Raw genomic sequence first — 13,789 nt, 5'->3', positions numbered from 1 at the left:
ATCAGGGGGCATGAATGGAATGAATAAAGAAAAGCGATACAGGCGGGCAGGATACAGGATGCAGGAACGGCTCTACGCCATCACTTCATCCTGTATCCCGGCCGCCAGGCCGCTATCTATCGATGGTTGGTGAACTCCACCACCTGCTGGAAGGTGGGCCGGTTCTGCCAGTGAATACCCGGCACCGACGACAGGCCGATGGCCCGGTGCTGGATGTTGTCGGCGCTTTCGTCCACGTCCCAGTTGTCCAGGTTGGCCAGCCCGCCCAGGTCATCCAGGGCCTGGCTCAGGCTCCGGGCGAGGGCCTGGCGGCAGTTTTCCACCTGCTCGCTGTCGGCGCAACGCAAGGCCCGGTAGGGCGTTTCGCTGGTACCCAGCGCTTGCTCCAGCACCCGCTCCAGGTAGCCGTAGTAGCCGCTTTGGTATGCCGAGCCCATGTTCCCGGGCTTGTTGTCGCGGCCCATCAGTGAGCGGTTGTGGCCGCCCACGTCCTCCACGGCGGTGAGCTGGGGCAGCAGGGCGTCGATCATGCGCGGATACCAGGCGTCCATTAGCGCCACCGCCGCTTCCGCGTCGTAGTCGCCGTCGCCGTCCCGGTCGCGCCGGAAGGCGCCGCCGGCGACCCAGTCACGCATCAGCTCCAGCACCGAGGCTTCGTCGCCGGTAAGCGGCGTGGTTTCCAGCAGATCAAGCGCGCGCGGCAGCACCTCCTGGCCACGCAGGTCCACCACCGCCGCGTCGCCCATGGCCTCCACCAGGTTGGCCAGGGTCACGCCGCCTTGATCCACCAGGTCGCGCAGGCGGACTTCCAGCATGTCGTTGCGATGGGTGGGGCCGTAGCTGGCGTTGGCGTCGGCGGCCCACCAGTCCCGGGCCGGGCGATTGTTCCAGCTCGCCAGGTAGCCGCGTGCCGGATTGGCGTCGTTGGGGTGCGCCTCCAGGGGCAGGAAACCACGCCAGTCGAATTGCCCGTTGCCCCAACTGGGCAGTTCCGGATGCACGCCCGGTGCCCGTTGCGGATAGAGGCCGGAATGGAAAAAGGCAATGTCGCGGTCGTCGATGTAGAACCAGTTGAAACTGCCGGTGGTGTTGTTGAAGACCTCCTGGAAGCTGCGCACGTCGTGGACGTCGTTGCGGGTGGCCTGCATGAACGGCAGGGCGGTATCCAGCTCGGCGAAATAGGTGCTGCGCTGCCGGGTCAGGGCCACCGGCTGGCCGCCGACGGCGGCGAAGCCGATCACCGGGCCGTATTCGGCGGTGCGGATCACGCGCCGGTGCACGGCGAAGTTCTGCCCGATGCTGGCCGGGTCGTCGGTGGGCACCGCCAGGTTCCAGCGCGCCGGCCAGCTGTCCTCGATCACGTCGAAGGGCTGGCATTGTCCGTTCACCCGGTAGCCGCCTTCGCCGTGGGCCGGCGGTTCGGCGGGCTGGCACAGCGATACCGCGCGCACGTCGGTGAGGTCGGAGCTGCCCGACGTGGCGCTCCAGGCGAAATCCGGGCCACGGCCGATCACCACATAGGGCAGGCCGGTGAAGGTCATGCCCCGGGTATTGATGTCGCCGCCATGCACCGACATTTCCAGCAGCAGTTGCGGCACGAAATAGCTGGTTTGTGGGCCGAATACCGCCAGTGGCCGACCGCTGGCACTGTGTTCGGCGGTCAGCAGCAGGGCGTTGGAAATGGCGTTGGGGAAGCCCTCGCGCAGACCGGCCACGCCGGTGGCCAGCCGTTGCACGCGTTCGCGCACGGCCAGGCGTTGTTCGTCGCTGAGCGCCCCCGGTGCCGGGCTCGCCGCCGGCTGGTCGTGGCCCAGCCGGTCCACCTCGATGCGCACGCGCGCCCAGCGTGCCGCCAGCTCGCCGTCGTCCAGGGACGACAGCGACAACAGGCCGCCGAGCAGATCTCCCACCGCCTCCAGCAGGCCGCCCACCACGCCGGTGCCGGGCAGCGCCGGCAGGTTGCCCGCCGCCGTGGGGCAGGTGTCCTGGCCGGGCCGGCCACAGGGGGCGGTGGTCAGGGGTTCGTAGGGCTGCCAGGTGCCGGCGTCGAACATCACCGCGCCGGGGAAGCGTCCCGCCAGCTCGCCGGACAGCGGGCACAGATCCTGATCAATGGCCGGTGGTGACTGGGTAGCGAAAGAGCGGTCGGTGGTGACTGTTGAATCCGCATCGGTGGCATGGCGCAAATCCCGCCACAGATCACAAGCGGCCTGGTCGGAGCCGGTTTCCTGGCGCAACGCCTGGAGCAGCAGCACATTGGCCTGCTCGTTGCCGCCACCGCCGGCGAAGATGCCCTGGATCAGGGTGGCGATGGCCACCACGTCCTCGATGACGAACGGCTCCAGTTGCACGCCCAGGCCCAGATATTCGATGGGCGCTTCCAGCAGGCCGCTCTGTACCTTGGCCACGTAGTTGTTAAGCCCTTCCACGTAGTGAACCGCGTCCTGGTAGACCTGGGCCCCGTCGTCGCCGAAGCGGGCCACGGTGTTGGCGATCTGGGCGGTGCGGTCTTCTTCCCGGTAAGGCGCGTCGACGGCAATATCGCGGTCGAAGGAGAAATCCGCCGGGCCCAGGAAGCGGGACAGTTCACCGCGCCCGGCGCGGCGCAACACGTCGAGCAGGAACAGGCGGTCCGCGGCGGTCACGTAGCCAACGCCGAACAGAGCGTTGGCGCGGCTGTCACCGAAAATGTGCGGCACGCCGTAGTCGTCGCGCTTGATGGTCACGGTGCGGCCCTCGCCGCTGACCGTGATCTCGCTTTCCCAGGCGCCGCCGTCCGGGGCGCTCAATGGCGCCGGCTTGAAGTAGCCGGTCAGATCGTTGTCGGTGAGCCCCTCCGGGCTGCGCACCAGGGCGTCGTACAGGCCCAATTGGTCGTCGAAGTGAGGTTCCTTGGTGAGCGCCGGTACCAGGCCGGTCTCCGCCACCAGGTCGTCGAGCAGACCGCTGATCAGGTCCGACAGCCCGGGAATGTCGGCGGTCAGGTTGCTCAGGCCACCGTTGTCGTCCTGACCCGGGGGGAGGATGTTGAGCACCCGGCCATAATCCGCGTAGGGGGCGCTTACCGTTGCCGGGCGGTCCTCGGGCAGGGCCGGCTCCTCCGGTTCCTGGGGCTGTTCGGGCTCCTGGGGATCGGGTTCGTTGGGCTGGGGGTCGGCGCCCCCGCCACCTCCACCGCCTCCGCCACAGGCGGTCAGCAGGCCCACCAGGATCAGCCCGAACAATAATGTGGATATTTTCATAGTGCCTCCGGATTTCTTGTTTTTCAGGGAGGGAGTTGGTTATGGACTGATCAGATTTGCACGAACGTGCGAGGAAGGGGAGGCAGTGCAACAAAAGTGCAGCGAAACGCTACCGGTTGTAATACCCGGGGCAGGAATCAAGAAGGGATTGTCGGCGAGGCATCGCGGCTGAAGGCGCCGCTACAAGGAATGCTCCGATTCGCAGGAGCGGCTTCAGCCGTGATCGGCGTTGATCAGGGTTGCTTGCGTTCCAGATGGTCGAGCACGTTCTCGAGCCGGTCCACCAGCACCTTGTTGATGCTCTTTTCCAGCACCCGGCCCAGCTCGTCGTTGACCACCGCTTCGGCAAGCGGGCGGATACGGGTGATGAACTCCGCCAGCCGGGCCACGTCGTCGCCTTCCGGCAGGCTGTTGGGGCCGTATTTTTCGTCCACCAGATGCTCGACGATCATGTCGATGAAGCGCTCGGCGAGCTTGTCCACTTCACCGCGCACCAGGCGTACATGGGTGAGTACGGCGTCCAGGGGCACGCCGTTTTCCACCAGCTCCTTGCCGGCGTTGTAGATGCGCGGGTAGGGCACCCGCAGGCGCGTGCCCTCGGGGATGATGTAGCCCAGCGTCACCGCCTTGGTCATCACCTCGGGGGTGATGTCCTCGCCGAAATCGTCGATCAGATCCTGGTAGTCCAGGTAGGAGGGCACACTGGGGTTTTGCCAGGAGGTCACCGCCACCTCCAGGCCGAGAATATCATTGAGGTCGCGGCCTTCTTCCCAGGCGCTGAGCAGGTCGCGGATATTGTTGAGCGTGTAGCCGCGCTCCAGCAGGGCGCCGATGATTTTCAGCCGCGCCAGATGCACGTCGGTGTAAATGCCGGTGCGGCCGCGCTTCTCCGGCGGCGGCAGCAGGCCCCGGTCCTGGTAGGCGCGCACGTTGCGCACCGTCGAGCCGGCCTCGCGGGCCAGCTTGTCGATGGTGAATTCCTGGCGCTCCCGGAGCGCCTGATCCACCTCCGGGGTATCCGGAGCATTCTGGGTCAGGCGGCGCAGGATGGCCGCCGGGGATTTGCGGGAAGCAGTCATGCCGAAATCATAGACCGGTTCGTCTTCACGCGCCACGAACGGCGTGGCGACCCTTGGGCGGGATGCCGGTTCACGGCGCCACGTCCAGCCGCGCCAGGCGCCGGGCCAGCGGTGGCGCCAGCCGGCCCAGCCAGCGCATGCCGCTGGCCTCCACGCTTACCGGCACCTCGGCCAGGTTGTCCCGCACCGCGCCAACGATTGCCCGGGCCACCCGGTCCGGGGTGAACCCCCGGCGCCGGTAAAGGCGCTGCGCCGCTTCGCGGCGGCGGCTTTGCTCCTCTTCGTCGACGCCGACGAAGCGGGCGCGACCGGTGATCGGGGTGTCGATCAGGCCCGGGCAGATCGCGGAAACGCCGATGCCCTGTTCCGCCAGTTCCGCGCGCAGGCACTCGGTGAGCATCAGCACCGCCGACTTGCTGGTGGCGTAGGCGGGCAATGCCCGGGACGGCAGATAGGCGGAGGCCGATGACACATTGACGATATGCCCGGCCTTGACCTGATCGATCATCTGCCGGGCGAACAGCCGGCAGCCGTGGATCACGCCCCACAGATTCACGTCCAGCACCTGCTTCCAGTCCTGCACGCTGGTGTCCAGCAGCGGCCCGGCCAGGCCAATGCCGGCGTTGTTGACCACCACGTCCGGCGCGCCCAGTTCGCGCTCCACGTAGCGGGCCAGCGCTTCCATGGAGCGGGCGTTGGCCACGTCGGTCTTGCGGCTCAGCGCGGTGCCGCCGGCCTGCCGTACCGCCTCGGCGGTGGCCGCCGCCGAATCCGGATCAATGTCGGTGCACAGCACGGTGGCGCCGCGCTCGCCGAACGCCAGGGCGGTTTCCCGGCCGATGCCGGAGCCGGCGCCGGTGATCACCACCAGTTTGCCGGCGTCCGGGCCGGCATCGGCGCGTACCCGGGCCCGGGCCAGACGGGCGCTCTCCGGAGCGCCTTCCACGTGGGCGATGAATTCCTTGAGATAGTCGGCGGTCACCGGGGCGTGGGTCAGCAGCGGGCCCCAGTGACCGGTGTTCAGCTCCCGGCGCCACAGCCGGCTGGTCCACTCCGGCAGGTTCTCGAGCAAACCCGGCCCCACATACCGGTCGCGGCGCGCCACCATCAGTTGCACCGGGATATTGGTGCGGCGTTCCCGGGGGCGCAGCAGACGCGGCAGCATGTTGGCGCGGTACAGTGCCACGCCCTGGGCGCCGTCGCGGCTCTGGGTGGCGCTGGGGCTGGCCTTCACGCCCTCGGTGCGGCGCAGCAGGCCGGGCCAGGCGTCGCCCAGGCCCAGCTTCCAGGCCAGCGGCGCCAGTCCTGGCAGATGAAAGGCGCCGATGTACCAGCTTTTGGTCAGTTGTCGCAGGCTGGCCAGCGGGTCGCCGGCGGCGCGCAGACTTTGCCCGACATGGTCCAGGCAGGGGCCGGACAGCGTGGTATAGGAGGCGATACGGCGCTCCGCGCCGGGCTCGGTGACCGCCTCCCAGCTCTGGATCGAGCCCCAGTCATGGGCGACCAGGTGCACCGGGCGCTCCGGACTCAGGGCGTCGATTACCGCGAACAGATCGTCGCGCAGTTCGGCCAGGCGGTAGGCGGCCAGGGGGCGGGGGGCGGAGGAGGCACCGGCGCCGCGCACATCATAGGTGACCACGCGGTAGCCATCGCCGAGGGCATCGGCCAGGGCGTCCCACACCTCGCCGGTGTCCGGGTAACCATGCACGCACAGCACCGTGGGCGCGGCGGGGTCGCCACGACCCCGCACGGCCAGATTGATCCCGTCGCGAATCACCGTGCGGTGTTGCCACTGATCCATCATTGATCCTCTTTCGCGTTACCGGCGTGAGGGCCCATTCTGCGGCCTGGGCGCCGGGCGACCATTCGCCGGTGCGCCGGGGTGCGACCGTGAATGAGCCATTGGCCGATGTCAATTTTGCGCTCTTTTACCTTCTGGTGGGAGCCCCGTGAGGGGCGGTTGTGTTCTCGTTGTGCCCTGTATCGGGGCATCGTTCGCGACCGCTCCTTGCCGTGGCCTTCACCCGATGATGCCGCCGGCCTGCTTAGGGTCCCCCCGGAATCACGCTCCGCAAGGCGTACCGTTGAAAAATGAGGAGGGTAAGCGTGCCTACACACCGTCTACTGTCCGCGGGCCTCGCCGGCCTGCTGTCCCTGCTGATCCTGACGTTCGCGCCGCCGGCGCTGGCGGAACCGGCGACCGACGCCGGGCCGGCCTACGGTACCCTGGCGAACCTGCTTGAGGACGAGGCATCGCGCACCGCCCTGATCGAGGAATTGCGCCACCTGGAGGCGGCCCGCACGGAACCGTCTCCGGCGCCGGAAGGCACGCCGCCGCCGGCGGACATCGCCGCCGAAGCGCCCAGTAACCAGCGCCCTGAACAGGTTTCCTTCGCCCGCCGCATGGCCGCCACCACCGGCCATCTGGCCGCCAACATGGGCGACCAGTTCGCCGCGCTGGGGGCCGCTCTGGGCGGGCTGTTCGGCGCCGGCGAGGCGGTCGACGAACGCGCCGGCCTGGCGCCGGTGGACATGCAGGAAGCCGGCGCCGCCGCGGTCAACCTGGCGATTCTGGTGATCACCACCTTCCTGGTGTTCCTGGTGTTGCGCGCGGTGGCGCGCCCCTCATTCCGGGCTCTGAGTGGCTGGGCTCTGCGTGGCTCGGAAAAGTTCGCCATGTTGCGCACCATCATGGCCGTGGCGGTGGCCGCCCTCGTCGATGTGGTGGTGGTGGCGCTGGCCTATCTGGCCGGTGGCTTCGTGTCGTCGTTGCTGGTCAACGAGGTGAACGCCGACGCCACCCGTCTGGCCCTGTTCCTCAATGCCTTCCTGGTGGTGGAGTTGTTCAAGGCCGGCCTGCGCATGCTGTTTTCCTCCGGCTATGAAGGGCTGCGCCTGGTGCCGGTGGCCGCCGATCAGGCGCGCTATTGCAACCGCTTCCTGGCCAGCCTGGCGGGTTTCATCGGTTACGGCATGCTGGTACTGGTGCCGGTATTGAATTTCAACCTGTCGCCGACGCTGGGTTCCGGCGTGGGTACCCTGATCATGCTGCTGGCGCTGATTTACGCGGTGGCGGTGATCCTCCGCAAACGCACCGTCCTGCGTGACCGCCTGTTCGCCCGTGCCGAGCAAGGTTCCGGTCCCGGCGCCTTGCTGTTGAGGCTGCTGGGCCGCCTCTGGCACGTACTGGCCCTGGCCTATGCGGTGCTGGTGTTCGCGGTGACGGTGGTGGACCCGGAGTCGGCGTTGCCCTTCGTGGCCATGGCGACCCTGCTGACGGTGGTCTACGCCGGTCTGGGTCTGTTGATTTCCGTGGTGCTCAGTCAGTTGATCGGCAAGCAGATCCATCTTTCGGAGCGCCTTAACACGGCCATGCCGCGTCTGCAGGCCCGGGTGAATACCTATGTGCCCACCGGGCTGAAGATCATCCGCGCCCTGCTGCTGGTGCTGGTGGCGGTGCTGGTGCTGGACGCCTGGCGGGTCTATGACCTGGCCGCCTGGTATGCCTCCGAGGCCGGCGGTCGCACCGTAAGCGCGGTGATCGACGTGCTGGTGATCCTGGCGGTGGCGGCCCTGGTCTGGATCGGGTTGGCCAGCCTGCTTGAGCACAAGCTCAGCCCCAAGGAGGGCGCCGACCCGGCCGCGGCGGCCCGTGCCGAAACTCTGATGGGCCTGTTTCATACCACCCTTGCCATCGCCATCATCATCATGACCTCGATGATTGTGCTCTCCGAGATCGGCATCGATATCGCGCCGCTGATCGCCGGCGCCGGCGTGCTTGGCCTGGCGGTGGGTTTCGGCGCCCAGAAGCTGGTTCAGGATGTGATCACCGGTGTCTTCATTCAGCTCGAGAACGCCATGAATACCGGCGATTTCGTCAGCGCCGGCGGCAATTCCGGCACCGTCGAGCGGGTCGGCATCCGCTCGGTGGCCATGCGCGATCTGGCCGGCACCTATCACATCGTGCCGTTCTCGGCGGTGGGCGCGGTGTCCAATTACACCCGCGAATTCGGCAACCATGTGGGTGAGTACGGCATCGCCTATCGCGAGAGCATCGATGACGCCATCGTGCAGTTGGAGGCGGCCTTCGAGGAGCTCAAGGAAGGGCCCATGAAGGAGCACATCCTGGCGCCGCTGACGGTGGCCGGCGTCACCGCCCTGGCCGACAGCTCGGTGAACATCCGCGTGGTGATCAAGGCGTCCCCGGGCATGCAGTGGGCGGTGGGCCGTGCCTATAACCGGCTGGTCAAGAAGTACTTCGACGAGGCCGGCATCGAGATCCCGTTCCCGCACACCACGCTGTACTTCGGCGAGGACAAGGACGGCTCCGCGCCGGCCGCCAATGTGCGCCTGCTCGGCGACGGCAGGGTGGTGGATACCCAGGACGGTGGTCGCTGATCCGAGTTTGCCCTCTCCATCCGGGCCGTTACGCTATGGAGGTAGCGTCGTGCGCGATGAACAAAAAAAGCCGGCGTGAGCCGGCTTGGAAAACGGGATCGCCGGGGGGGACGATCACCGGGGGAAAGTGAACCGTCGCGGTCAGGCCGCGTCCTTCAAGGCGTGGGCCACCAGTTCGTCGAACTGCTCCAGGAACTGGCGGTTGTCGTGGTCCCAGGGGTGGAATCCCGGTTTGAACCAGTCCAGCCAGGCCTTGGCGGTGTAGCGGAAGATGCCCCGACGGCCCAGGCTGTGGCGCCAGACCGCGCGCCAGCCCTGGCGGTCGAACAGGCCGCCACTGACCCGTACGTTGTGCAGGTAGAACGGCAGGAACAGGGCGAAGAACACGCTGGTGGAAAGCACCAGGGCGAAGCAGCGCAGTGCATAGGCGGAAGCCTGGTCATCGGTGCCCACCGCGAGCTGGTAAACATCGAATGCCACCGCCTTGTGTTCGGTTTCCTCCAGAGCGTGCCAGTTCCACAGGGCCTTGTAGCCCTCGTCGGCGCCCTCGAGAATGTCCGGCAGACTCAGCAGGCCATCGGCGAGAATGGCGGTGAGGTGCTCCAGGGCCACGGTACCGGAAAGCTGGAACGCCTTGGGCGTGGATTTCTGGATGCTCGCCAGCAGGGCGGCCACCAGTTTTTCCTGGGCGGCGACCGGCACGCCGGCATCGTTGACGTATTGGTTGTATTCCTCGTGCTCGCGGCCGTGCATGGCCTCCTGACCGATGAACGCGGTCACCGCCGCTTTCAGGTCCGGGTCCTGGACGAGGTTACGATAGTGGCGCACGCTGTCGATGAAAAAGCGTTCGCCCACCGGGAAGAACAGGCTCAGGGTGTTCAGGAACTGACTCACGTTGCGCCCGTCCCGATGCCAGGACAGTGCCTTGCTGGCGTCCAACTTGAAGCGCAGGTTGCGGCGCGTGGGGAGAATGTTGATCGCCATGGTTCCGTACCTCTCGTTATTGTTACATTGATCAATGATACATTCTGGCCGCGATAGACGCTTGGCTTTACGTAAAGGAAGGAATGTCGTGACGGCGAATAAACAAAGTAAGGCGGATCGTTTACTTGATGCCATGGTGGCCCATTTCCAGGAGACCCTGGACCCGGACCGGCTCGATGGCTGGCTGGAGGCGGAACTGGATTTTCTGCTTGAGCAGGCCGGGGCTCTGACCCTCAACGAGGTGGTGAGCGCCGACCAGATTCTGGATACCGCCCGCAAGTACGCGGTTGGCACCGAGTTGGGCGGTGGTATCCCGGAGCTGGTGGGGGAGATGGTGGAGCGATTCTACGATCAGGGTATTCAGGGCGAGCGCCGCATCGGCGAGGTGGTGGATGAGGCCACGGTGACGGCACTGGTGGACAAGGCCCTGGAAATTCCCCTGTCCCGGCGCGGCATCGGCTGGCTGAGCAGCAACCCGGTGTTGCTGGCGGTGCTGGCCGGTGGCACCCAGCTGGGCCTGAAAACCTGGTTCCACCAGGGTGTGCCGGAGTCGGTGCGGGGGCTACTCGGTCGGCGCGTGCCGGAGCGTTGGCGGGCGAGCCTGGAGTTGCGGCTGCAGGATTGGCTGCAGGAGCGGATGGCGGCGCTGCTGGCGGACCCGTGGCTGTACAGCGACGACAACCTGGACGGGTTGCGCGATCTGGTGCTGGTGGCCTGGCAGGACTTCGCCGAACGACCGCTGCGCGACCTGCGTGACCTGCTCGACAGCGAGGACATCCAGGAATTGTTCGTGATCGGTTACGACTTCTGGCGGGATTTCCGCCACAGCGATTATTTCGCCACCCTGCTGGACACCGGCGTCACCGCGTTCTTCGACAAGTACGGCGAGCACACCTTGCGCGAGCTGATTGACGAGGTGGGCCTGACCCGGGAGCAACTGCTCGATGACGCGCTGCGTTTCGGGCCGCCGGCGGTGCGGGTACTGCGCGAGCGGGGCATGCTGGAGAACTGGCTGCGCCGGCATCTGGCGCCGTTCTTCGCCAAGCCGGAGACTCTGGCGATCCTGGGCGCCTAGCGGCCTTCGGCCGCCTCAGGCCGGCCCGTCACTGGCCTGGTGATGCTGGTGCTTGAGCAGGGTGAGTAGCTGATCCTCCGCCACCGGGCGGCTGATCAGGTAACCCTGGATGCTGTCGCAGCCCATGTCGCGCAGGATGTTCAGGTGCTGTTCGGTTTCCACCCCCTCCGCCACCACGCTCATGCTGAGGCTGTGCGCCATGTCGATGATGGCCCGGGTGATGGCCGCGTCCTCGGAGCTGTGGTCCAGGTCGGTGATGAAGGTGCGGTCGATCTTGAGGGTGTCCACGGGGAAGCGTTTCAGGTAGTTCAGCGACGAATAGCCGGTGCCGAAATCATCCAGGGACAGCCCCACGCCCCGTTCGCGTAATCGCTCCAGCAGCGCGATGTTCTGCTCCATGTCTTCCATGATCAGGCTTTCGGTGAGTTCCAGCTCCAGCAGGTGGGCGGGCAGCTCGGTGAGGTGCAGAATGCGGTCCACCACGTCCGCCAGGTTGCCCTTGCGGAACTGGTGAGCGGACAGGTTCACCGACACGCGGATATCGCCCAGGCCACGCCGGTGCCACTGTCTTGCCTGGCGGCAGGAGCGTTCCAGCACCAGCTCGCCGATGGCGGAAATCAACCCGGATTCCTCCGCCAGGGGGATGAATTCCGAGGGCGGCAGCAGGCCCATGGTCGGGTGCTGCCAACGCACCAGGGCCTCCACCGAGGAAATGGTGTCGCTGGCCAGGTCCATTTTCGGCTGGTAATGCACCACGAATTCGTTCTTGAAGATCGCCTTGCGCAGGCTGGTTTCCAGGGCCAGCTGTTCCACCGAGGCCATCTGCATGCCCATGCGGTAGAACTGGAAGTTATTGCCGCCGCCGCGCTTGGCCTGGTGCACCGCCATTTCCGCCTGGTTGATCATCGCCTGGGCTTCCTGGGCGGTGCTCGGGAACACGCTGATGCCGATGCTGGCGCCCAGTAGCAGCTCGTGGCCGTCGATCAGGAACGGCTTCTTCATCATGTTGATCAACTTCTGGCAGAGCACGCCAATCTGGGACTCGCCGCCGCAGTCCTCCAGCACCAGGGTGAATTCGTCGCCGCCCACCCGGGCCAGGTTTTCATCGTTGACGCCGCAGGAGCAGATGCGCTCGGCGGCTTGCTTGAGCAACCGGTCGCCGATTTCATGGCCCAGGCTTTCGTTGATCGGTTTGAAGCGGTCCAGGTCGATCATCAGCAGGGCGGCTTTTTCGCGGTTGAGCCGCGCCAGGGTCAGGGCGCGCTGCAGGCGTTCGCGGAACAGGGTGCGGTTGGGCAGGCCGGTAAGACGGTCGTAATTGGAGAGGAACTGCACCCGCTCCTCGGTTTCCTTACGCGAGGTCAGATCCGAAAGCATGCCCACGTAGCGAATCACCCGCTGCTTCTCATCCAGCACGCTGCTGATCTGCAGCCACTCCGGGAACGGCTCGCCATTGCGGCGCCGCTCGCTGATCTCGCCTTCCCAGAAACCGGTGCGGCGCAGGGCCAGCGTGATGCTGCGGTAGACATCCCGGTTGCGTTCCATGTGCGGGTTGTCGGTCATGGTCAGGCCCAGTACCTCCGACTCGCGGAAGCCGGTGATTTGCTCGAAGCGGGCATTCACGGCCAGGAAACGGAAATGGCGATCGAGAATGAAAATGCCCTCCGGGGCGTTCTCGAACACGGTGGCCGCGAGCCGCTGTTGTTCCTGGGCCTCGCGGGTGGCGGTGATGTCCCGGCGGGTGCCGATCATGCGTAATGCGCGGCCGTTGTCGCTCCACTCCACCACCCGGCCTTCGTCCTCGATCCAGCACCAGGGGCCCTTGGCGTGGCGCAGCCGGTAGAGGGCGTGGTAGCGGTCGGTCTCGCCCTTGAAGTGGGCCACCATGGCGCGGCGGATATTGGGGAAATCGTCCGGGTGCACCAACTGCTGGAGATCGCCGAAGAAGTTGCGGAAGTATTCGCTCTCGTAGCCAAGAATGCGGTCGAAATTGGTGTGATAGTTGGTGCCGGTCTGCAGATCCCAGTCCCACAGGCCGATATTGCTGGCGTCCAGGGCCAGCTGCAGGCGCTCGCCGGTGGCGCTGAGTTCCTTGTTGGCCTGCTCCAGGGCGTGGGTACGGTCGCTGACCATGGATTCCAGGCGGTCGTTGGCCTCCTGCAGGCGGCGGCGCGCCTCCTTGCGCTCCATGATCTCCTCGGCGAGCTTCTCGTTGAGGGCCTCGGCGTTGGCCCGGGCGCGATCCAGGTAGTCGATCAGGGCGGTATTGCTGGTCTGCAGATCCAGGGCCTGGTGGGTGGTCTGGTTGATACGGCGCGCGGTGATGAACAGAAACCCCAGGGTCGCCAGCAACATGGCGGCCAGGGCCGGCTCATTATCGTGGGTGAGCACCAGTTGCACGCAGGCCGGCCCCAGCAAGCAGGTCTGATAGAGCAGCACGGTGGGCAGGTGGCTGCTATAGGCGGCCAGCGCCAGGATGCTCAGGCCGGTGCCCAGGCTGCTCATGGTCAACTGCGCGTAGAGCATGGATTCCGACAGAATGGTGTCGGTGGGGTTGAACAGGAATCCGGCGGCGCCCATGCACACCGCGCTGGTCAGAATCGACAGCGACACCCGCCACAGATCCCCGGGACCATTACCGTAGCCGGCCCGGGAGACCAGCAACCAGCCCAGCCGTACCGCCACCAGGCTCAGCACCGCCACCGTCCAGGCCACCAGCGAGAAGCGCGGCACCGGGGTACTCCAGTACGCCCATAGCACGGCCACGACGGCGAGGGATTCCAGCACGTTCATGCTCTTCACACCGGTGGTCAGGTGCTGGCACTGGGCGCGGATCACCGCCTTCTGCTGCTTGCTGGTATGTGGCTCGGATGACGTCGACACAGATTCTTCCAGGCTCGTGGCCTCGGGCGCCGCTCGCGGGGCGCGCCGGCTTTTTGTTTGGCAGTTTACCCAGCCCCATCGCTGAGGGAAACCGGATTGCGAGTTACCGTTCACATCTGCCGCGTCCG

7 protein-coding genes are annotated in these 13,789 nt (G+C 66.4%); 2 read left to right on the top strand and 5 right to left on the bottom strand.

Annotated features, from left to right (window positions below; translation table 11 throughout):
* Positions 1–116: 116 nt before the first annotated feature.
* The 3 genes from JF515_RS11000 to JF515_RS10990 all read right to left on the bottom strand — a co-directional run bounded on the left by JF515_RS11000 (position 117) and on the right by JF515_RS10990 (position 6,125).
* Positions 117–3,242 carry a penicillin acylase family protein gene (locus JF515_RS11000; RefSeq protein WP_203104109.1) on the bottom strand — a complete coding sequence of 1,042 codons (3,126 nt, stop codon included), beginning with the start codon at positions 3,240–3,242 and terminating at the stop codon, positions 117–119.
* Positions 3,243–3,475: 233 nt separating this feature from the next.
* Positions 3,476–4,321 (bottom strand): MerR family transcriptional regulator, encoded by an 846-nt coding sequence (locus tag JF515_RS10995; RefSeq protein ID WP_203104107.1) that lies wholly within the window; start codon positions 4,319–4,321, stop codon positions 3,476–3,478.
* A 70-nt stretch (positions 4,322–4,391) separates the two neighbouring features.
* Positions 4,392–6,125, bottom strand: a complete 1,734-nt coding sequence (locus tag JF515_RS10990; RefSeq protein WP_238400966.1) for an SDR family oxidoreductase — start codon at positions 6,123–6,125, stop codon at positions 4,392–4,394.
* Positions 6,126–6,427: 302 nt separating this feature from the next.
* Between JF515_RS10990 and JF515_RS10985 the strand changes: the two genes are divergently transcribed.
* Positions 6,428–8,719 carry a mechanosensitive ion channel domain-containing protein gene (locus JF515_RS10985; protein ID WP_338015205.1) on the top strand — a complete coding sequence of 764 codons (2,292 nt, stop codon included), beginning with the start codon at positions 6,428–6,430 and terminating at the stop codon, positions 8,717–8,719.
* 141 nt (positions 8,720–8,860) lie between these two features.
* Here the strand turns inward: JF515_RS10985 and JF515_RS10980 are convergent, their stop codons facing one another.
* On the bottom strand, positions 8,861–9,703 hold the full coding sequence (locus JF515_RS10980) for a metal-dependent hydrolase (protein WP_203104102.1): 843 nt from the start codon (positions 9,701–9,703) through the stop codon (positions 8,861–8,863).
* Between the two features lie 88 nt (positions 9,704–9,791).
* Between JF515_RS10980 and JF515_RS10975 the strand changes: the two genes are divergently transcribed.
* On the top strand, positions 9,792–10,778 hold the full coding sequence (locus tag JF515_RS10975; RefSeq protein ID WP_203104100.1) for a hypothetical protein: 987 nt from the start codon (positions 9,792–9,794) through the stop codon (positions 10,776–10,778).
* A 15-nt stretch (positions 10,779–10,793) separates the two neighbouring features.
* Here the strand turns inward: JF515_RS10975 and JF515_RS10970 are convergent, their stop codons facing one another.
* On the bottom strand, positions 10,794–13,661 hold the full coding sequence (locus JF515_RS10970; protein ID WP_338015204.1) for an EAL domain-containing protein: 2,868 nt from the start codon (positions 13,659–13,661) through the stop codon (positions 10,794–10,796).
* Positions 13,662–13,789 lie beyond the last annotated feature (128 nt).

Source organism: Alloalcanivorax marinus (genome assembly GCF_016785095.1).
Classification (GTDB): Bacteria; Pseudomonadota; Gammaproteobacteria; order Pseudomonadales; family Alcanivoracaceae; genus Alloalcanivorax; species Alloalcanivorax marinus_A.
Note: the sequence above shows the minus strand (reverse complement) of the source record. Positions and strands in the feature narration are given on the sequence as shown.